This is a genomic window from Patescibacteria group bacterium (assembly GCA_041661505.1).
Classification (GTDB): Bacteria; Patescibacteriota; Patescibacteriia; order Patescibacteriales; family JBAZCA01; genus JBAZCA01.
The window spans coordinates 138,296-158,676 of sequence record JBAZUF010000002.1; the positions used below are offsets into that span (position 1 = coordinate 138,296).

At 43.6% G+C, this 20,381-nt stretch carries 23 protein-coding genes and 2 tRNA genes; 11 read left to right on the forward strand and 14 right to left on the reverse strand.

What is annotated here, in order from left to right; all coding sequences use genetic code 11:
• Position 1: 1 nt before the first annotated feature.
• From WC715_03065 to tyrS, 4 genes are all read right to left on the reverse strand, one after another.
• Positions 2 to 1,399 (reverse strand): glycine--tRNA ligase, encoded by a 1,398-nt coding sequence (locus WC715_03065; GenBank protein MFA6171402.1) that lies wholly within the window; start codon positions 1,397 to 1,399, stop codon positions 2 to 4.
• 102 nt (positions 1,400 to 1,501) lie between these two features.
• The gene (locus WC715_03070) at positions 1,502 to 2,056 is read right to left on the reverse strand and encodes an SAM-dependent methyltransferase (GenBank protein ID MFA6171403.1); all 555 of its coding nucleotides are present in this window, start codon (positions 2,054 to 2,056) and stop codon (positions 1,502 to 1,504) included.
• A gap of 4 nt (positions 2,057 to 2,060) precedes the next feature.
• Positions 2,061 to 3,755 carry an arginine--tRNA ligase gene (gene argS, locus WC715_03075; GenBank protein MFA6171404.1) on the reverse strand — a complete coding sequence of 565 codons (1,695 nt, stop codon included), beginning with the start codon at positions 3,753 to 3,755 and terminating at the stop codon, positions 2,061 to 2,063.
• Positions 3,756 to 3,757: 2 nt separating this feature from the next.
• Positions 3,758 to 4,972 carry a tyrosine--tRNA ligase gene (gene tyrS / locus WC715_03080; protein ID MFA6171405.1) on the reverse strand — a complete coding sequence of 405 codons (1,215 nt, stop codon included), beginning with the start codon at positions 4,970 to 4,972 and terminating at the stop codon, positions 3,758 to 3,760.
• Between the two features lie 149 nt (positions 4,973 to 5,121).
• On the opposite strand from tyrS, the gene WC715_03085 reads away from it, so the two are divergent.
• From WC715_03085 to WC715_03115, 7 genes are all read left to right on the forward strand, one after another.
• On the forward strand, positions 5,122 to 5,484 hold the full coding sequence (locus tag WC715_03085) for a hypothetical protein (GenBank protein ID MFA6171406.1): 363 nt from the start codon (positions 5,122 to 5,124) through the stop codon (positions 5,482 to 5,484).
• A gap of 12 nt (positions 5,485 to 5,496) precedes the next feature.
• On the forward strand, positions 5,497 to 5,997 hold the full coding sequence (locus WC715_03090; protein MFA6171407.1) for a hypothetical protein: 501 nt from the start codon (positions 5,497 to 5,499) through the stop codon (positions 5,995 to 5,997).
• 38 nt (positions 5,998 to 6,035) lie between these two features.
• Complete coding sequence (locus tag WC715_03095) at positions 6,036 to 6,578, forward strand: hypothetical protein (protein MFA6171408.1); 543 nt, start codon at positions 6,036 to 6,038, stop codon at positions 6,576 to 6,578.
• 9 nt (positions 6,579 to 6,587) lie between these two features.
• On the forward strand, positions 6,588 to 7,040 hold the full coding sequence (locus WC715_03100; GenBank protein MFA6171409.1) for a hypothetical protein: 453 nt from the start codon (positions 6,588 to 6,590) through the stop codon (positions 7,038 to 7,040).
• A gap of 90 nt (positions 7,041 to 7,130) precedes the next feature.
• Positions 7,131 to 8,639 carry a sulfite exporter TauE/SafE family protein gene (locus WC715_03105; protein MFA6171410.1) on the forward strand — a complete coding sequence of 503 codons (1,509 nt, stop codon included), beginning with the start codon at positions 7,131 to 7,133 and terminating at the stop codon, positions 8,637 to 8,639.
• Positions 8,640 to 8,664: 25 nt separating this feature from the next.
• Positions 8,665 to 8,874 (forward strand): heavy metal-associated domain-containing protein, encoded by a 210-nt coding sequence (locus WC715_03110; GenBank protein MFA6171411.1) that lies wholly within the window; start codon positions 8,665 to 8,667, stop codon positions 8,872 to 8,874.
• 4 nt (positions 8,875 to 8,878) lie between these two features.
• The gene (locus WC715_03115; protein ID MFA6171412.1) at positions 8,879 to 11,218 is read left to right on the forward strand and encodes a heavy metal translocating P-type ATPase; all 2,340 of its coding nucleotides are present in this window, start codon (positions 8,879 to 8,881) and stop codon (positions 11,216 to 11,218) included.
• A gap of 48 nt (positions 11,219 to 11,266) precedes the next feature.
• On the opposite strand, the gene WC715_03120 is transcribed toward WC715_03115, so the two are convergent.
• Entirely contained in the window at positions 11,267 to 11,530 is a 264-nt protein-coding gene (locus tag WC715_03120; GenBank protein MFA6171413.1) for a hypothetical protein, read from the reverse strand.
• A gap of 116 nt (positions 11,531 to 11,646) precedes the next feature.
• Between WC715_03120 and WC715_03125 the strand changes: the two genes are divergently transcribed.
• From WC715_03125 to nifU, 3 genes are read left to right on the forward strand one after another with little or no spacing between them, the layout of a single operon-like run.
• Positions 11,647 to 12,036 (forward strand): Rrf2 family transcriptional regulator, encoded by a 390-nt coding sequence (locus WC715_03125; protein ID MFA6171414.1) that lies wholly within the window; start codon positions 11,647 to 11,649, stop codon positions 12,034 to 12,036.
• A gap of 1 nt (position 12,037) precedes the next feature.
• Positions 12,038 to 13,288 (forward strand): cysteine desulfurase family protein, encoded by a 1,251-nt coding sequence (locus WC715_03130; protein MFA6171415.1) that lies wholly within the window; start codon positions 12,038 to 12,040, stop codon positions 13,286 to 13,288.
• A gap of 60 nt (positions 13,289 to 13,348) precedes the next feature.
• Positions 13,349 to 13,720 (forward strand): Fe-S cluster assembly scaffold protein NifU, encoded by a 372-nt coding sequence (gene nifU, locus WC715_03135; GenBank protein MFA6171416.1) that lies wholly within the window; start codon positions 13,349 to 13,351, stop codon positions 13,718 to 13,720.
• Positions 13,721 to 13,789: 69 nt separating this feature from the next.
• Here the strand turns inward: nifU and WC715_03140 are convergent, their stop codons facing one another.
• The gene (locus WC715_03140) at positions 13,790 to 14,005 is read right to left on the reverse strand and encodes a DNA-directed RNA polymerase subunit alpha C-terminal domain-containing protein (GenBank protein MFA6171417.1); all 216 of its coding nucleotides are present in this window, start codon (positions 14,003 to 14,005) and stop codon (positions 13,790 to 13,792) included.
• A gap of 22 nt (positions 14,006 to 14,027) precedes the next feature.
• Complete coding sequence (locus tag WC715_03145; GenBank protein MFA6171418.1) at positions 14,028 to 14,483, reverse strand: hypothetical protein; 456 nt, start codon at positions 14,481 to 14,483, stop codon at positions 14,028 to 14,030.
• Between the two features lie 258 nt (positions 14,484 to 14,741).
• Here WC715_03145 and WC715_03150 point away from each other — a divergent pair, with 258 nt between their 5' ends.
• On the forward strand, positions 14,742 to 15,506 hold the full coding sequence (locus tag WC715_03150; protein ID MFA6171419.1) for a helix-turn-helix domain-containing protein: 765 nt from the start codon (positions 14,742 to 14,744) through the stop codon (positions 15,504 to 15,506).
• A 56-nt stretch (positions 15,507 to 15,562) separates the two neighbouring features.
• On the opposite strand, the gene WC715_03155 is transcribed toward WC715_03150, so the two are convergent.
• The 7 genes from WC715_03155 to hisG form a co-directional block, all read right to left on the reverse strand.
• Complete coding sequence (locus WC715_03155) at positions 15,563 to 16,267, reverse strand: coenzyme F420-0:L-glutamate ligase (GenBank protein MFA6171420.1); 705 nt, start codon at positions 16,265 to 16,267, stop codon at positions 15,563 to 15,565.
• Entirely contained in the window at positions 16,264 to 16,947 is a 684-nt protein-coding gene (locus WC715_03160) for a queuosine precursor transporter (GenBank protein ID MFA6171421.1), read from the reverse strand. Before WC715_03160 ends, WC715_03155 begins: the two co-directional genes overlap by 4 nt.
• Before the next feature lie 61 nt (positions 16,948 to 17,008).
• Positions 17,009 to 17,081 (reverse strand) — tRNA-Ala (locus WC715_03165).
• An 87-nt stretch (positions 17,082 to 17,168) separates the two neighbouring features.
• Positions 17,169 to 17,426 (reverse strand): hypothetical protein, encoded by a 258-nt coding sequence (locus WC715_03170; protein ID MFA6171422.1) that lies wholly within the window; start codon positions 17,424 to 17,426, stop codon positions 17,169 to 17,171.
• Positions 17,427 to 17,428: 2 nt separating this feature from the next.
• Positions 17,429 to 18,778 (reverse strand): peptidoglycan DD-metalloendopeptidase family protein, encoded by a 1,350-nt coding sequence (locus WC715_03175; GenBank protein MFA6171423.1) that lies wholly within the window; start codon positions 18,776 to 18,778, stop codon positions 17,429 to 17,431.
• Positions 18,779 to 18,961: 183 nt separating this feature from the next.
• A tRNA-Lys gene (locus tag WC715_03180) sits at positions 18,962 to 19,034 on the reverse strand.
• 300 nt (positions 19,035 to 19,334) lie between these two features.
• On the reverse strand, positions 19,335 to 20,372 hold the full coding sequence (gene hisG / locus WC715_03185; GenBank protein MFA6171424.1) for an ATP phosphoribosyltransferase: 1,038 nt from the start codon (positions 20,370 to 20,372) through the stop codon (positions 19,335 to 19,337).
• Positions 20,373 to 20,381 lie beyond the last annotated feature (9 nt).

Genomic DNA, 20,381 nt, shown 5'->3' on the forward strand with positions numbered 1-20,381 from the left:
GCTATTTGAGATTTTTTGAGAGATAACTCTCTAACTCATCAATTTTAATTCTCTCTTGCTTCATCGAATCCCGGTCGCGGACAGTTACCGCCTGGTCTTTCAGGCTGTCGTAATCAACCGTCAGGCAGTAAGGCGTGCCGATTTCGTCCTGCCTCCGGTAGCGCTTGCCGATGGAGCCGGTTTCATCATACTCGGTAACGAATTTATCTTTTAAGCTGTTAAAAATTTCCATAGCCGCTTCGGGCAAGCCGCCTTTTTTCATTAAGGGGAAAACGGCGGCTTGGATCGGGGCGATTTTTTTCGGGAATTTTAAAACTACCCGGGTTTCGCCTTCCACTTCTTCTTCGTTATAGGCGGCTAAAAGCGCGACTAAAACAGTCCGGTCTACGCCAAAGGTGGGTTCTAGGACGTGCGGGACATAGCGCTCGTTATTCTCGGCGTCAAAATATTCCAACTTTTGGCCGGAGAATTTCGCGTGCTGGGTTAAATCAAAATCGCTTCGGTGGGCAATGCCGTAAAGCTCTTTAACGCCAAAAGGAAATTTATACATGGTGTCGATGGTTTTCTTTGAGTAATGGGAAAGTTTTTCTTTCGGGTGCTCGTAGCGGGACACGTCTTCTTTTTTCGCGCCGATTTCCAAGGCGAATTCTTCCTGGAGCTTTAGCCAGTTTTCAAACAGCGGCTCCCACTCGGTTTTTGGATGGATGAAGTATTCGATCTCCATCTGCTCGAATTCCCTTAAACGGAAGATGAAATTTCCGGCGACGATTTCATTCCTAAAAGCTTTTCCGATTTGGGCGATGCCAAAAGGAATTTTTACCCGCATTGAATCCAAAACGTTCTTAAAATCAACGAAGATGGCGCCAGCGGTTTCCGGCCTTAAATAGACCGGAAGGCTTTTTCCTTCGGCGTCGGTAATCCCGTTCATCTCGGTTTTAAACATCATGTTAAAAGTCCGGGCTTCAGTCCAGTCGGAAGCTCCGCAGTTCGGGCATTTGATTTTTTTCTCTTTTAAAACTTTGGTCATGCCTTCTAAGTTGCCCTCCATATCTTCTCCGGTGGCTTCTTCGACTATATGGTCGGCCCGGAACCGCTTTTTGCATTTTTTGCAATCAACCATGGCGTCGTTAAACCCGCCGACGTGGCCCGAAGCTTCCCAGAGTTTGGGATGTAAAAGTATCGGGCCGTCAATGCCGACAATATCCGGCCGGCCGGAAACGAATTTTTTCCACCAAAGCCTTTTGATGTTATTTTTCAGTTCGGTGCCGTAAGGGCCGTAAGAATAGGCGTTCGCGAAGCCGCCGTAAATTTCGCAGGCCGGGAAAATAAAGCCTCTTCTTTTGCATAAAGAGACAATTTTTTGCATTAAGTCGCTACTGTTGTCGTTGTTTTTTGCCATAGAGTTTGTCAGCCACTGGCTACTGGGAATAGCCTCATGGCAGTTAGAAAGCATCTTTAAAAATCTGAATTTATTGTAATTATAGCTGAATTTTCTATCTTGTCAATTTTTTATCCAAACGAGGTACTCGATATTATCGCCTTTTTTTCCGCTTATCGGGGACTTTATAATATCCTTAACTTTAATCTTTATCTCCTTTAATTCCTCTTTTACCATTAAAACAATCTCGTCTAAACGCTCTTCATCCACCTTGCCTTTTTTTAGCCATTGCCGGGGTGCTTCGTAATGCGGTTTTAATAGCGAAATCATCTCTCCGCCGGGCTTTAAAAATTTCAAGGCGGTTGGCAGAATATTTTTTTGCCGGGTCCAGCTGGTGTCGATAGAAATAAAATCCACAAGCTCGGGAAGCTCGACGTGCATGGCGTTAGTCCGTTCCATAACAACTACTCGGGCGTCGTTTCTTAAGTTCCAATCAAGGAGGCCGTAGCCGGTTTCCACGGCATACACTTTTTTAGCGCCGTGCTTTAAGAGGCAATCAGTAAAGCCGCCGGTCGAAGCCCCAAAGTCGGCGCAAATTTTGTCTTTAACATCAATATTAAATTGCGCTAAGGCATGCTCCAGCTTTTCTCCGCCCCGCGAAGCGTACTTTGAGTTCATGAAATTACATTTCTTCAAGGATTTCGATTCCTAAAAGATTGAGTCCATTATTAATAACCGTATTAACGGATGAAAGTAATGCTAATCGAGCTTGCCGCGCGCTATCCTCGGCTTTTAATACCGGTATGTTGTGGTAATAATCATTAAACATCTGCGCCAGCTCAAATAAATATTTAGCGATTTCAGCCGGGTCGTAATTTTTTCCCGCCTTTTCAGTAATTTCCGGATATTTAGAAAGTTTTAAAATCAATTGATGTTCCCGGGGCTCGGCTAGCTGGCTGTAATCAGCCTTGGCGCTTTGTTTTCCGGCTTTGCGGAGGATGCTGGAAACGCGCGCGAACGTGTATTGTAAATACGCGGCGGTAAAGCCGTCAAAGCGCAGGGCCTGATCAATATCAAACGTGATAACGCTTCCGGCGCTGACTTTTATCATCTCAAATTTAACCGCCCCAACCGCGATTTTCCAGGCGGTCTGGTTGATTTTCGCGCTGTTCCAATTTTCGTGCCGCTTTTTGGTTTCACTTATAGTTTTTTCCAAAAGTTTTTCTTTTAAATCCTCGTAAGTAATAACATTCCCTTCGCGCGAAGACATCATTCCCGAAGGGAGCTTTACGAATTCATAAGCCAAATGGACCATTTCTTTTTTTACTCCGAGCTTTTCTAAGATGGCGAAAAGTTGCTTAAAATACAGGCTCTGGCGGACATCCACGACATATATGGATTTATCTAGTTTGTATTTTTTAAATTTTTCCAAAGCCAAAGGGATGTCAGCCACCGGATAAGTAGTCGTGCCGTCCGTACGGACAATAACCAGTACGCCCAGACTCTCGCCTAAATCGGCAATAATCGCCCCCTCGCTTCGTTTTAGAACGCGCTTTTCATATAGCTCGGATACCAGGTCCTTGCCTTTTTCGATGAATTCGCTTTCGTAAAAAATATTATCAAATTTTACGCCCAGTTCGGCGTAGATTTTATCAAACTGGTCAATACTCCATTCCCGGGTTTTAAACCACAGCTTATGGTCCTCGCCTTTGCGGCTTTCTATGCTTTTCATTATTGCGCGGACCTCTAGGTTAGCCTTTTCATCTTCCTTTAATTCCTTCGTGGCTTGGGCGTAGATCTGCCCGAGATAAAAACCTTTGTTTTGAGGAATGTCTTTCATGCCCCTGTTCTTTAATTTCCAAACTGTTTTGGCAACGTGAATGCCAAAGTCATTAATATAAGAAACCGGAATCGATTTAAAGCCGTTTGCGGCTAAAATCCGGCTAACTGAATCGCCGAAGCAGAGATTCCTTAAATGCCCGACATGATATTCTTTATGAGTGTTGGCGTTAGAGAATTCAATCATCACCTTTTTACTCTTGCCGGTTTTATTCGCGCCATACTTATCCTTTTCTTTTCCGATTTCCTTTAACACCGATTCAGTTAAATTGGTTTTATTAAAAGTAAAATTTAAATACGGTCCAACCGCTTTGACGCCGGCAATAATTTTATCAGCCGGAATTTTATTTACCAATTCAGAACAGAGTTCGATTGGGGTTTTCTTGTGTTGTTTCGCCAATTCGAAGCAAGCCAAGCTCAAATCGCCGAATTCGGGATTCGGGGGATAAATAAAGCTGTCTGGTTTTACGAGCTTTCGTTTTAACGCTTTATTAACCTTCTCCGCGGCATGCGCTTTCACCTTATTTAATGAGTTCATATTTATCTAATTGAAATTTTTACAAATTGCCTTTTTCCCCGCTGAATAATCATGCCCTCTTTTGTTTCTATATTCATGTTGGCGTCTTTAACCGCTTCGCCATTAATTTTTATCCCGCCTTGCTCAATCAGCCTTCGAGCCTCGCCTTTACTGGCGACCAGGTTGGCGCTGACCAAGAGGTCAACAATATTTCGCGTTCCTGATGACATGCTAAGCTCCCTGACTTCATCTGGAATTTCTTTATGCTGGACGGTTTTAATAAAATGTTTTTGGGCTTTTTTGGCTTTAGCCTGGTTATGGATAATTTTAGTGATCTCAAAAGCCAGTTTCATCTTTAAATCGCGGGGGTTGGTGTTTGGGTTCTTCAAATCTTCCTGGATTTTTTTTACTTCTTCCGCCGGAACCATGGTTGCCAATTCAAAAGCTTGGTCAATTATACCGTCCGGCCAGCTCATCACCTGGCCGTACACGTTTTCCGGCGTTTCATTCATGAATACGGCGTTGCCTTCGGTTTTGCCCATTTTCGCGCCGTTCGGGTCAGCCAGGAGCTTAGTGGTCAAAACATATTTTTCCTTGTTACGCATGGCCCGCATCAAATCCCGGCCGCACATCATGTTAAACATCTGGTCATTCCCGCCGATTTCCAAATCAACGTCCATAGCGACCGAATCATACCCCTGGGCAACTGGGTAAAGGAATTCATGAAAGTGAATCGGCTTTTCATCTTTCATCCTTTCCTGGAACATATCTCTTTGGATCATCTGCTGAACCGTGAAATTTGACGTAATTTCAATCAGGTCTTTAAAAGTTACTTTGTCTGACCATTTTGAGTTATACATGACTTGCGCCGGATTTTCGCCTTTGAAATTCAGATAAGCACCTGCCTGCTTTTTGTAATTTTTAGCGTTAGCTCGCACTTCTTCCCGGGTCAGTTTTTTCCGGGTGGCCGTTTTGTCGGTCGGATCACCGATCATTCCGGTAAAATCGCCGATTAAAAAGATGACTTCATGGCCCAACTCCTGAAACTGCCTTAATTTGTTTAGCTGGATGGCATTCCCAATATGCAAGGCTTCGGCGCTTGGGTCAAAGCCGCAGTAAAGGCGGATCCGTTGGCCGGACATTAAAACTTTTTCCAAGGCTTCGTAAGACGGATAGATTTTTTCCACTCCGCGGCTTAATACTTCTCTAATTTTTTCCTGGTTAGTTATAACTGCCATAAAGTTAGAAATTTTAGTCGAGAAATGAGTAATTATGGGTTTATTTTAGCTGAAAATTCGAATAAATGCAATCTAGCCGGAAGAGAATGGACATTTGTCTTTTTTCCAATAAATGAGTAGAATGAAAATATACAAATGGAGTAATAATTATGAAAAAGCAATACTTAATTATTGGGGTTTTGATAATAGCGGCCATTGCCGGCTACTTTTATTTTTCCAAAAAGCCGGCTGGGAAGGTGAACGGCGGAAACACCGACTTAATTCTTTACTACGGCAGTACTTGCCCGCATTGCAAAAACGTGGAAGATTTTATTGCCAATAATAAAATCGACGAAAAGATAAAAATTATCCGCAAAGAAGTTTTTGAAAACAAAGCCAATAATGCGGAACTGGGCGAGAAAGCGGTTGATTGCGGATTAGCGATCGACAAGGTCGGGGTTCCCTTCTTATGGGACAACGGCCGGTGCTTTGAAGGCGACCAGCCGATTATTGATTATTTAAGTAAAAAATAGCGCAGTTTAATTATGATGGTTTTTTACATACTAATACCGCTTTTCGGGCTCCTTAAAGCGAGCTTTGCCCAAGCGATTTGTCCGGTTTGCACGGTTACGGTCGTGGCGGCTATGGGTTTATCAAGATGGCTCGGCGTTGACGATACGATAGCCGGCGTCTGGATCGGCGGATTGACAGTTTCTTTGATCTATTGGACAATGGATTGGCTGGATGGGAAAAAATGGCGCTTTCCTTACGACCGACCGGCCGTTATAATCGGATATTATGTATTAATCTACTTCTCTCTTTATTATAGCAATTTTGTCCACCTTTCCGGCAACAAACTTTGGGGAATCGACAAATTGCTTTTAGGAATTCTCTCCGGCAGTTTGGTTTTCTGGGGGGCGGCCTGGCTCTATCATTACCTGAAACGAAGAAACGACGGGCACGCATACTTTCCTTTTCAAAAAGTCGTTATGCCGGTCAGCGCCCTCCTTATTTTAAGCGCAATTTTTTACTTCATCACTAAATAATCGGCAAAATTTTAATCAGTAATGCCGATTAAAAAAATATGGACGCCCAAAAACTAAACGAATTTATCGCCAAGGTGGATAATATGAAAAAACAGGACAAGATGGATTTGTCCTCGGATCAGGATTTGTCGATTGCAATTATGAACCTGGTTTCAATAGAAGAGCATTTCTTTTTTACCGGAGCGAAGCTCGGTAAGCCTGAGTATTACGACCTGCTCCAAGAAGCCCGGGCGATGCGCGGCGATCTGCTTCGAAAAATTGTTAAAGACCCGGAAGGCGAACAGTGGTGCATTTCCAAACATTTACTCGCCGCCTCCATGCGTTTAATGGAAGTTGGAACCAAGCAGCATAAAATGGGAAAAAAGGAAGAAGCTAATGATTTATTTCAAAAAGCCTATGACCTTTATTCGTTATTTTGGGGCTTGAATTTAAAAGTGATAGGAGTAGAGGGCGTGAAAAAAATTGACGAGGACGCGATTAATAAGCATGAAGCGGAAAATACTCCTAAGGCTGAAAGAAAAGGCTTTATGGGAAAACTGGGTGAACTGGTTAAGAAGGCTATCGACTGCTGTATTGAGTAATTTAAAAAAATGAAAAGAAGTTTTAATAAAACTTGGGGGGTAATTTCACTCTCGGTATTTATACTAAGCGGCTTAAATTTTTGCGTTTTGCTTTTACCAATCCCGGCAATGGCGAGCGAAGAACAACCGACTAGTCGCGCGATGCCGCGGCCTGTGATGGGCACTTGCGGCGGGCACGCGACGCGAGCCGAAGCTCCTGTTGTCCATCCTGCCAAAGGCCTAAGCGCTGATTCAGATAGTCAAAACGGAAATACAGTCCTTCCTTGCTGCGCTAACCATGAAAAGACCAGCCTGACTGATCTTCCAAAAGAAAAAGACGGCTTTCATCCGATAATAATTCCGGCCCAGGCTCTGACCGGATACGGCAGTTATCAGATTTATTATAATTCTTCGGGATATCTATTTTTAGATCTTCCGCCGCCCGAGGCCGGGTTAATTTCCTCAATATTTAAAAAAGAATAGTTTTATGTTTAACCGCGGACATCCTTTTTTCGGGATGTTTTTGTATTTATCAAGCAAATAGAATAAGATTAAATATAAGCGAATAAACATATGAAAAAATTAACTATACCGATTAAAGGCATGCACTGTAAATCCTGCGAAATGCTTATTGAAGATAAGTTGAAGGAAGTTACCGGCGTGAAAAAATCAGTTTTAAACCATAAAAGGGGAATAGCGGAAATTCATTACGAAGCCCAGAAGCCTCGGACAAAAGAAATAGAAAAAGCTATCCGCTCGGCTGGCTATGAAATCGGCGCGGAAAAAGACGCGGGCCGGATAAGCCGCGATATAAACGATTATAAAGACTTGGGCCTTGCCTTGGCAGTCATACTCGGTGTCTATTTAGCGCTAAAAAGTTTTGGCATTACCGGAATTAATTTTGGCAGCTCTCTCACGCAGCCTGGCAGTCTCCCGGTCGTCCTCTTAATCGGAGTAACCGCCGGATTTTCGACTTGCATGGCGTTAGTCGGCGGTCTAGTCTTAGGGACTGCGGCGCGCTTTGGCGCCGCGCACCCCGAAGCCACGGCCTTCCAAAAGTTTAAGCCCCACCTGTTTTTTAACCTGGGGCGGATCCTGGGCTTTGCCCTTTTGGGCGGAGTATTAGGGATAATCGGTTCCGTATTCCAGTTTAACGGCTTAACGCTTGGCGGCCTGACGATTATTGTCGCCCTGATTATGCTTTTAATGGGCCTTCAGCTAATCGGAATTTTTCCGGGTTTAAACTCTTTTAAATTGACTCTGCCTAAATTCATTAGCCGCGGGCTTGGGATTAAAACCGAAGCCGGAAAATACAGCCACCTGAAATCAGCGCTCTTGGGCGCCCTGACTTTTTTTCTTCCTTGCGGATTTACCCAGGCCATGCAATTATTCGCGGTTTCGACCGGCAGTTTCCAGACCGGCGCCTTGGTTATGGGAACTTTTGCTCTAGGCACTGCCCCCGGCCTTTTAGGCGTCGGCGGAATTACCGCTTTAGTAAAAGGAATTTTTGCCAGGCGTTTTTTTAAATTCGCCGGCCTTCTTGTAATAATATTCGCCCTCTTTAATCTTATTAACGGATACAACCTTACTGGCCTTTCTTTTGGGGAGGCCGGAAGGAATGAGGTTAATGCTGTCCAAAGCGATCCGAACGTTACGATGGAAAACAACGTCCAGGTAGTTAAGATGGCCGAAGTTTCGAATGGATATACCCCGAACCGGTTTACGATTAAAAAAGGCATTCCGGTAAGATGGGTCATTGACGCCCAAGCCCCTAATTCCTGCGCTTCCACTATTGTATTGTCCAAATACAATATTGTTAAGAGCCTCGTGGCCGGAGAAAACATAATTGAGTTTACGCCTGCGGAAACCGGCACCCTAAAGTTTTCCTGCTCAATGGGAATGTACACCGGAGTATTTAACGTGGTTGACGAGACCGGACAAGGAGCGGCAGAAAATGATTTAACTGCCGCCGTTAAAAAAACTGGCGGAAGCTGCGATGGGTCTTCGAGAGGCTGCGCTTCAGGCGGCTGTGCCATGGCCTCCGGCGGAACTTGCGGATGCGGCCAAAGTTCAGTTCAATAATATTAAATATTAAACCAACAAACGTATGGCAACCATAAAATTCAAGATTAAAAATTTTAACTGTGAAGCCTGTATTGAGCTTTCCAAGTCCATGATCGGTGAAATCGAAGGAGTAAAAGAAGTAAGGATAAAAGATTTGGGCGGGGAAACTGAAGTGGAGGCGGATCGGGAGATTCCTCTTAGTGAAATCCAAAAGGCGCTCGAAGGGACCAATTATGAAGTAGTAAGAGAATAATCATATGCCAAAAATTTTAAAGCTTAATATTTCGGGCATGCATTGCGCGTCGTGCGCCGCGATTATTGAGCGTTCAGTTAAAAAGCTTCCGGGCGTAAAAAACGCGAGCGTTAATTTAGCTTCGGAAAAAGCTACAGTAATCTACGAAGAAGACGAAATAAAAACAGGCGCGATTATTAAGGTAATAGAAAAAGCCGGGTATGGCGCCATCGCTGGATTAAGCGAAAAAGATGAAGCTAAAAGAAAAGAAAAAGAATTAAAAACCCAGACTAATAAATTTCTAATAAGCTTGATTTTGTCTTTGCCGCTGGTTTACTTCATGCTAAACGGTTTTTTCCCAACGCTTCCCGGCCGCGCTCTTATCCCTTATCACGGCCTGATCTCACTCCTTTTAACCATCCCGATCCAGTTTTATATCGGCTTGGGATTTTATAAAGGCGCCTGGTCAAGCCTCAAGATGAAAACTTTTAACATGGATTCGCTAATTGCCATTGGCACTTCGACCGCCTTTTTCTATAGCCTCGCAAATCTTCTTATTTATGCCTCGCGCACTGGCTCGATAATCGGCCAAAACGGCGAAATGGTTCCAGACCTCTACTTTGAAACCGCCGCCTTCCTGATAACTTTCGTAGTATTAGGCAAGCTCCTTGAAGCTCGGACCAAAGGGCGGACGTCAGACGCGATAAAAAAGTTAATGGGGTTAAGGGCGAAAACCGCCCGGGTGGTGCGCGGCAATCAAACCATGGATTTGGCAATCGACGAAGTGAAAAAAGGCGATATAATTATTGTCCGGCCAGGTGAAGCCATTCCGATTGACGGACAAATAGTAAAAGGCGCCTCTTCGATTGACGAATCCATGCTGACCGGCGAATCAATCCCAGTGGAAAAGAGTTTAGGAGATAATGTTATTGGCGGGACGATTAATAAGACTGGAAGTTTTGAATTTAAGGTAACGAGAATAGGGGAAGAAACGACCTTAGCCCAGATAATTAAAGTAGTCGAAGAAGCCCAGGGATCAAAAGCGCCGATCCAGTCTTTTGCCGATAAAATAAGCGCGTATTTTGTCCCGATAGTAATCGGCTTAGCTGTCCTTACTTTTATCGTCTGGTTCTTTTTCCTAAACGCCACCCTTGCCTTCTCGTTAATGGCCTTTACCGCCGTTATTGTTATTGCCTGCCCTTGCGCCCTGGGACTCGCTACGCCAACCTCTCTCATGGTCGGAACCGGTAAAGGCGCCGAGTACGGCATCCTGATTAAAGGCGGAGAACCTTTGGAAGCAGTAGAAAAGATAAACGCCATTATTTTTGATAAAACCGGGACGATAACTAAAGGCAAACCGGAAGTAACCGATATTGTGGGGTTTGGGAAAACTGATAGTGATAAAGTATTATCCATTTCCGCCAGTTTAGAGAAACAATCCGAGCATCCTTTAGCCGAAGCGATATTTAACAAAGCTGAAATAGAAAAGAATGGATTGAGCGAAGTGGAAAAATTTAAGGCAATTCCGGGGCTGGGCGTAACGGGCGAAATCAGCGGAGAAAAATATTATTTAGGCAACCGAAAATTAATTTCTCAAACCGCTAAACTGCCAATCGGAAAGCTGGAAGCGCAGATCGCAAAACTGGAAAATGAAGGAAAAACCGTAATGCTTTTAGCTAATGAAAAAGAAATCTTAGGCGCGGTCGGCGTAGCGGATACTATCCGGAAAACTTCCCGCGAGGCGATCGAAAAATTAAAGGATATGGGACTCGAAGTCTATATGATTTCCGGCGATAATGAACGGACCGCTAAAGCGATTGCCGCGCAAGCAGGAATCGATTACGTCTTATCTGAAGTATTGCCCGAAGACAAGGCAAAAGAGGTTAAAAAATTGCAGGCGGACGGAAAGAAAGTCGCCATGGTTGGAGACGGTATTAATGACGCTCCGGCTTTGGCGCAAGCTGATTTAGGCATTGCCATGGGTTCCGGGACCGACGTGGCTATGGAAACCGGCGGCATCATAATCATGCGAAATGATTTGCGCGATGTCGTAACCGCCTTTGAACTGTCCGCGGAAACAATGGGTAAAATAAAGCAGAATATGTTTTTTGCCCTGTTCTATAACGTTATCGGCATCCCGATTGCCGCCCGGGTATTTATGGGCTTTGGCTTAGTCCTAAAACCGGAACTAGCCGGCCTGGCTATGGCTTTAAGCTCAATATCCGTGGTCTCCAACTCCCTTCTCCTTCGCCTCTTTCGGCCAGGGAAAAGAAATTACGCCTCCTTTGTCGCGCCGATTATTATGGTAATTTTATTTTCGTTTCTCTTCTACGAATTTGCGAAATTTAGCTCCAAGATGCCGTAGAAAATTAAAATAGAGCTAGATTATAAAATAGCCTGGCATTTTGCCGGGCTATTTTATAATCGTTTTTTCAGTTTCTATAAACCATTTTTCTATTTCCTTCTTAAAATCAGTTTGATTTTTATAGCCAGCCTGCATAACGAGCATTAGTAGGTCAGTTAGAAGATGGTCAATCCTTTCTCTATTGTATCCGCCGGCTTTTAAATTATCCAATTCCTCCTGCATGAAATTAATAATCTCTTTGATTTCCGTCTTGTTCCAGCCAAGCTTTTTATCAAATTCCTCCACCCCATGTTTTAATTCTTCAATATTCATATTTATTATTATAACGCAGAATTAATATTAGGAAATCGACCACAGCTTGACTAAAAATAAGCTTTTCGGTATACTTAATCCATACTTAATTAGTAGGAGTTAGAATTGGCTAATATATGAAGTTTTCTACGCGAGCTGAATATGGGCTAAAGGCAATAATTAATCTGGCTAACGCCTATCCGGAGCAAAAAAGCATTTCGGAAATCGGGAAAGAAGAGAATATTTCCTTAAAGTATTTGGAACGCCTGATGGGCGAGTTCAGAAAGAATAATCTGGTAAAAAGCACTAAAGGAAAGACTGGAGGATACGCCTTAGTGAAGAGGCCGTCGCAAGTGGCGGTTGGAGAAGTAATCGAAATTATCGAAGGTTCGATTTCGCCGATGAAATGCGTGGGCGTAGCTTGCAGCCTGAAGCACAAATGCCCTTCAGCCAAAGTCTGGGAAAAGCTCGGAGGACAGATCAGAAAAACTCTATACGGCATAAAGTTAAACACTTTGATTAAATAATATGCAGGAGAAAAAAATATATTTAGATAACGCGGCGACAACGCCGGTTAGCGAGGAAGTTTTAAAGGAAATGTTTCCCTATTTTAGCGTTTTGTTCGGGAATGCCTCGTCATTTCATTCTTTCGGCCACGCCGCCGCCGCCGCCGTTGGCCTGGCCCGGGAAAGGGCGGCTAAATATTTTGGCGTTAGTCCGGAAGAGATTGTATTTACGTCGGGCGCTACCGAATCCAACAACTTGGCGATTAAAGGAGCAGTCAAAAGATTTTACGAGTTAAACAGGAAAGAGGATGCAAAACCGCATATTATTACTTCATCCTTCGAGCATCATTGCGTTTTAGATAGCTGCAAGGCCGCAGAAAAAGAAGGCTTGGCCGAAGTTACTTTTTTATTGCCCGAGGCTGACGGTGTTATGGACGCGAAAAAAGTAATGGCCGCCATAAAGCCGAACACGATTCTGATTTCTCTCATGTATGTGAATAACGAAATAGGAACCGTCCAGCCGATTGCCGAACTCGGAGAGTTAATAAAAGAAGAAAATAAAAAACGCGGGCAAAAGATTATTTTTCATACTGATGCGACCCAGGCCATTGATTATTTTGACTGCCATGTCGACCGGCTGGGCGTTGGTTTATTATCAATGTCGGCTCACAAGATCTACGGCCCCAAAGGCATTGGCCTCCTGTACATAAAAAAAGGGACGCCGATTACAAAAATTCAGACCGGCGGCGGCCAGGAAGGAAGAATGCGGGCCGGGACATTAAATGTTCCGGGCATTGTCGGTTTAGGGAAAGCTATTTCCATGATTGATTCGGGAAAAAATAAAAAAGTAGCCGATCTCCGGGATTATTTGATTAATAGGATTTTAAAAGAAATCCCGGACACGACTTTAAACGGCTCCTGCGAATTGCGCTCCCCCAATAACGCCAATATTAGTTTTAAAAACGTTGAAGGCGAGAGCCTTTTGATGCTTCTCGATATGCATGGCATTGCGGTTTCAACCGGTTCGGCTTGTTCGTCCGATTCACTCGAACCATCTCATGTTCTCCTTTCAATAGGGAGAAAGCATGAAGAGGCGCACGGCTCAATCCGGATGACTTTGGGAAAGTATAATACCCGGGAAGAAATCGATTATACCGTAGAAAAATTAAAAGAATCGGTAGCCAAATTAAGAAAAGTTTCCGGAGGCGTCTTAACGGATTTTTACAAAGAAAAAGCGGCTGGCCGGGTTATGGAAGATGACCATGATCATTAAGCTGGCTTTAAAAAATTAAAACAATTGATATTTGAAAATTGACAATTGTAAATTAATTCTATGGACTACTCAAAAAAATTAATCGACCATTTTACCAATCCGCGCAACCAGGGCAAGATGGATAATCCGTCCTCGGTCGGCGTAGTCGGCAACCCGGTTTGCGGCGATTTAATGAAATTATATTTAGACGTTAAGGACGGCGTGATTAATGATATTAAATTTGAAACTTTGGGTTGCGCGTCCGCTATCGCCACTTCCAGTATGGTAACCGAATTGGCTAAAGGCAAAACTCTGGACGAAGCCGAAAGGATTACGAGGAACGACGTGGCCGACGCCTTAGAAGGCCTTCCCCCGATTAAAATGCACTGCTCTAATTTAGCGGCCGATGCCCTAAAAAAAGCCATTGCGGATTACAGGGAAAAGAATAAATAATTTTTTTCAAATAAAAGAGGCAGGAACTAAACCCGGGTTCCTGCCTTTTAAATTGTTAGTTGCAAAGAGCTAGTAAGGCTTCAACTCCAGCCCGAGATCAGCCAGGACGTGCTCCACCTCGGCCCAGGATTTCCAGCTGAAGTTTTTGCAGTGGAGGAGCTCCTGCCGCGTTTTTCGGAGGAGGTCCAAAACCGTAACCACCTCCAAATGGCGCAGAGTCAGGTAAGCCCGTGTAGATAAGCCCAAGTCCTTAACCTTTTTTTCCAGAATTTCAATATTGACCATACTCACTCCTTTGATAAACAGATTAAATGCTGGCGAGTATTAAATCAATCTCGCCGATTTCTTTTTCTAAAATATTTCTTTTGAGGTTGAGTAGTTCTTTGGCTCTATTGGGGAAGATGTATTCATGCTGTTCATGTGATATAAGTCGAATTTGAAAAACCTCCTCGTTTTTGCTGAAAAAGAGGGTATCTCCTTCGCAATCGTTATAATCGCAGGGACAATGAAGGAGCCGAACGCGATAATTGGGTCCGTTGTTCGAACGTTGAAGTTTTTCCTCAAGCATTTCCTTGATTTCGGTAAACAAATCCCCTTCTCTCTCAATTTCAGTTTCTGTTTGGAGCTCGCTAATTTTAGGAGGTAGGTCTTCTCCCATTTCTATCTCTTTTCCTTCGAAAAGCACTTTGCCCCAATTTTTTTCCGACACAGCTGTTCTAAAGGATGCTATAGAATCAGAAATCAAGTCCGCCAGCTTAAACATATTTTTCTCCAATCATATTTTTTGGTTAGAGTTGTAATGAACTTTTTTCTTTTCAAGCCCACTTTGAGCTTGAACTTTGTATAATAGCACATGAATAATATATTGTCAAGTATGAACGACAAAAAAAGGATAAAATTTGCTCTTTAATAAAGATGAATAATAATAATATGTAATATTGTGGAAAAATATTGACACAAATCGCACTTTGGTGTATAATGAAAATAAGGCCCAAAATTGGCCCTAAATGTGAGTAAATATATGATCAGCCAAAAAGAGTTAATTGGGCTGGGGTTTAATAAAAAGGAAGCAAAAGTGTATTTGGCCCTATTGGAATTAGGGCCGGGAACTGCCACGGAAATTGCCCGAAAGGCCGGAATCAATCGGACGACCAGCTATGATATTTTAGAAGCGCTTTCCAGTAATGGGTTAGTGCATTTACTCGCCGATACCAAGGTGCAAAAATACGCGGCCGAACGCCCGGAAAAAGTTATTGGCTATCTGGAAAAAAAAATAAAGGAGACCGAGGGGCAGTTAAAAATGGCCCAGTCGCTTTTGCCCCAGCTTTTGTCAATTTATTCAACCAAAGAAAAACCCAAGGTAAAATTTTTTGAAGGAGTGGAAGGAATGCGGGAAGCGTTTTCCGATACTTTGACTGCCGAAAAAGAAATTTTAGCTTTTGCCGTCGGCGAGGATATGAACAAAGCTTTGGGCGAGAAATATTTTAAAGATTATTTTAAGAAAAGGACTTTAAAAAATGTTTCGGTCCGGGTAATCGCGCCGGATACGCCGGAGTCCCGGGCAGTAGCGGCGAATGACATGGAAGAAATGCGGACTTCCCTTTTAGTACCGGCCGATAAGTTTTATTTCTCGATTGAAATGAATATTTATAATAATAAAATTATGGTCGCAAGCTGGAGAGAAAAGTTTGCGATAATAATCGAGTCCGAAGAAATCGCGGGAGCCCAAAAGAAAATTTTTGAGCTCTCATGGATGGGTGCTAAAAGTATCCAAATTGCCGAGTAGCGGAAAAATAAAAAATCCACCGCTTTGCCCGCGGTGGATTTTTGAATGAATAAAATTTATTTTTTTGCCAGTTTGGTAAAAAGCGGCCCATACATATCGTCTTCAATATCGATTCGCAGTTCCATGCGGTTAACTCTGTTTGAAAATTCTACCGGCGCGCCTTCGATTACTGCTAAAGGCTGTCTTTCGGCTCCCTCGCCCATAACTATGACCGCGGCCGACGCTAAACTGTCGGCTAAGTCGAGGCGCGAATATTCGAACTTCCGGCCAAAAATATCTTTAGTCTTTCGATAATCCCTTATACCTTTAAAGCCGGCATAGCCTAGGGCTACGCCGGAAACTCCGGCTCTTAAAGGAATAGTCCGGCTGTCAGTTACTAATACCCCCAAACGTCTGACATGGTAATGCTTTTTTAGCTTCTTTCTTAAGGCATCAGCCGTTTTAAAACTATCTTTAGGCAGTAAAATTAATTTGCCGTTGGCGTTTGATTCGTCAATCCCGGCCGAAGGCATAACCGCGCCATCTTTAATTGTCAGCCAGACATGCTTAGTTTCCATCGACCACTCGCTTTCTTCTTGGATAAGTTTTTCTTTAGCGCGTTCATCCTTGGCAACGGCCGTCCTTCTTTCCGATAGAGCAATTATTTTTGAAGTAACAACTAAAATTGAGCCATCTTTCAGAGGTTTAATGTTTTCTAAGATAAAATTAATGACGTCTTCGCCTTCTCTAAATATTCTGGTTTTAACCGGTGTGACTATCATGCGGTTGCTTCAGTTTCTTTAATCTGATCCGGCTTTCCGGAGGCATTCTTGTCTCTTAATAGCCAAAGGCCGATGTAAGAAAGCGGAGTATAGGCGGCGCCCATAGCGACTTTATAAAGCCACCAGGTGATTATGATGCTGATTAACGTGTTATTAGGATAGATGCCGTAAAAAGCAATGACCATGAATATGGCCGAATCTAAAAATTGAGACCAAACGTTTGACAAATTAGAGCGGAGCCAAAAATTTTTAATTCCCCATTTTTCTTTAAATAAAAAGAAAGTGAAAACATCCTGGTACTCGGCGATTAGGAAGGCGGCGAGAGATGCGACTGCTATGCGGATAGAAATACCGTAAATCTGGTCATACCCGGCTTGCGCCCAAAGGCCGGCCGCGGACCAGGGCATGGCTAGAGAAAGGAAGGAGTAAAGAATGAAAACAGCCGTGGCGAGAAAACCGGCTAAAACAAAAAACCGGGCCACTTTTTTCCCGTACACTTCGCCAATAACATCAGTCATCAAAAAAACAATGGGAAAAGAAAAAACCCCGACCGAAAGATGGGAGCCGAATAGAAAGGGCATGATTTTTAGCCCTAAAGTGTTGGCGGCAAAAAGCGAAGCCAGGTACAAAGACAAGGCGATAACAATTTTTTTGAACGACGTTTCTGAAAATTGAAGCATAGCGTGCTAATAATGAATAGTTAATTAATAAATAGCCCGTCAGAAGACGGTCTTTATTTTGTGGACTGTAGGAGACTCGAACTCCTCACCTCCTGCGTGCAAAGCAGGCGCTCTACCAGATGAGCTAACAGCCCGGCTGTGTTTTATTATAAAAAATTACTATACCGTGGAGAATTAAAAAAGTCAATTTAAACTTCGCGGTTTTCGGCCTATAAGACGGATTATCTTGGCGTAGAAACGCGCATTAGCGGCCCCAAAAGCCAGCCTAAAAATCCGCCGATCAGGTTAGTCAGAACCAGAGTGCCGATAAAGAAAATCACAATCCCCAAAAGCTTATATCCCAGCCTTGACCCTCCTTCGGTTCCTAAATACCTCTCGAAAAAATTAATCCGCCCGAAAGTGGCGAGCATAGCTTCGGATTTAATGGTAGTAATAGCTCCGGCCGCGATGATAACCAAGCCTAAAATAATGTGCTGCATAGTTATTTTACGTAATTTAATGGGTTATATTTAGTCCCGTTAATCATGATCTCAAAATGCAGATGGGAGCCGGTTGACCAGCCGGTAGAGCCCATAGCGCCGATGGATTCGCCTTTTTCGACGTCCTGACCGTTTGTGCAATAGAATTTTGAAAGATGGGCGTAGCGGGTTTTCTTTCCTCCTCCGTGGTCAATGACGATATTATTTCCATAGCCGTTTGACCAGCCCCTAAAGACAACCGTTCCGGCATCAGCGGCATAAATTGGAGTTCCGACTTTATTGGCAATATCAATGGCCGTGTGCCTCCAGGAATAGTATTGGGTGATGCGGTATCCGGAAGTCGGCCAATTCATCTTGTTGCCGAAAATAGGCTTGGAGCTCAAAGGCTTGATTAGGTTTTTTAAGATGGAAATGCCGGTGTAGGCGACCTGGGTCGGCTGGCGATACTGGGTGGATTCAATTTTTCTTCCGCCAGGGATGACCAATTTTTCGCTGGCGCGGATTCCGCCAGCGCTCGCCAATTTGTTGGTCTTTAAAATATCGTCGGCTGATACCCCGTAGCGGTTGGCTATGCTGGTAAGCGTATCTCCGCGAGCCACTTTGTAAGTTACTCCCGAAACCGGCAAAATCGCCAGCTGGTCGCCAGGCCGAATCAAGCTATAAGCGGTCAAATTATTTTCCCAAAGAATGGTGTTGACGGTGATGCCGAATTTCTGGGCAATGGTCGAAACCGTATCGCCGTCCGCCACCGCATAGTTAATAATATTATCGCGGGCCCGGATAATTTTATCGGTGGATACGATATCCGGCTTTAAAAGAGCGGTTCCGCCCTGGGAAATTAAAGTTAGTTCGGCTTCATCGTTTTGCTCCTGGGTCGAAGCCCGGGGCTGGGATTTTAACGCGTTCTGGCCTTCTAAATAATTTTTTGCTACCGGCGATGCGGTAGTTTGATCGTCGATTTTTTCTTCAATCAGCTGGTCGTCTATGGGAGCTCCGAATTCGTTTTGGATTAAGCTGTAAAGAATCGGCTTACTTGCATTGGCGATTAAAGACTGGGAAGCGGTGGAATCAGCGATATTAGAAAAGAGGATGACGGCGGCAATGGCTGCCATCAATACATGGATCAATTTCTGATTAATGAAATTCCAGGTCGGGCTATTAGCCAAGCCGCTTCTTTTTACGGCAAAAAGGTAAAGCCTATAGACTTTGACAACCAGCTTATAAAAAATAAATCTCAAAACCGGCCGGCCGAGATAATTATAGAAATAAACAAGGGCTTTAAAAACAATGCCCTTCAAGATGACCAGGAATTTAAAAAGCCGGATTGCGAATTCAACAAAAAAAACAATCACGCTTTTTAAAAAGCGTCCGTTACTTTTTCTTTTTTGGGGTTTGTAGTACCTAATATATTTTAAATCGGATTAAGTACTAGGGGGGGGCATGGGGCGGAAAAGAGGCTAATTGGCAAGGACCGGACGTTTCAACTGGCAACATCCTATTCTATTTTTGTCTGCCTGACGTTAGACAGGTTTTTGTGCGCCGTACTGGATTCGAACCAGTGACCGTTTGCTTAAGAGGCAACTGCTCTACCAGCTGAGCTAACGGCGCGTTTTTATCTAATGTTAAAGAGTTTAAATGGCTCTGGAAATTAAAAAAGGATAATGAATATCAGCCATTTGGCTTTGTTTTGTGTAAGCCGCGAGGCCTCAATTCTTCTATCCCGTAAAGCCCGCCACACGGGTCATGCAAGTATAAATACCTTAACATAATGCCCTATTTTTTTCAACCCGAATTCTATTTATAAAAAAGAAGCGGGAATAAAAAGATTTGCTCTTATATTCCCGCTTAAACATATTTTTTAGACTTGGCTTAAGTTCAACAAAGAACAATCATGCAAGTCAATTGCTCTTAAAGGCCTGGCACATAGCAATCATAAGGAGGATCCTTTAATAAAGTGATCCCCATGCATTTACCACCGAATTGTTCCCATCGGATGCAAGCAAGACAAGGCCCGATTCCTTCGCAATCATTTTGGGAAAATTCTGGAATTTTTACCATGGAGCGCATTACGCAGGGGATTTCCCAGGTTGGCACGATATCCTCAACGCCGATTTGTAGGAGTTCAAATGAAATTAGGTCCCATTCTTTTTTCGGAACGAATGAGTTGAGGGCGTACCAGCCTTCAGGGCCGTGCAAAGGAGCACGGGTCGGCCCCTTAAGTCCTCCTATGATTTTAGCCGCTCTATCAAGAAGCGTTTCGGGAACATTGGCGGTAATACCCATGTAAACTGAGGCAATATATGCGCCCTCAATTAATCGAGCAAACCAGTCTATCTTGAGCCACTTTTTTTCATCCTCCAATGATTTTGGGTTGGCGATAATGACCGTGTTGGATTTCATGATTGTGCCGATAATTTTTAGTCCGTTAGCCTCAAGCGAACTGCCGGTTTCCGTTACATCAATAATGCCGTCAGTCCCGTACCGGATTTTTGCTTCAGTGTTGCCGTATGAGGGTTTAATGATAATATCCGGCCGATCAATGATTCGGAAAAATTTTTCAGCCAGCCGGGCGTATTCAGTAGCAACAATGCTTTTAGATGGTAAATCATTAGGGGTTTGAGCCGGGTTCTCTTTTGACACTGCCATTATGATATTCACAGCTCTATTGCTTTTCCGGCCTATGGCCATGGAAAGCAAGGTCGGGAAGCCAAGGTTGCAATCCGCCAGCCAGTCTTCCCCTGCTATGGCAACATCAAAATATCCTTCAGCCATAAAATCAGGAATTTCTTGGGGTCGCTCAAAAACGACTTGGCTAATCCATTGTACATCCACTTTCCCTATGTTTGAGCGTTCAGCTTCAAATCTGATAGGAAGGCCGGCTTTCCCAAAAAGCTCCATCACTTTCAATTTCATTGATCCATCCGGTACAACGATGTTCAGTCCCATTGTTTTCTC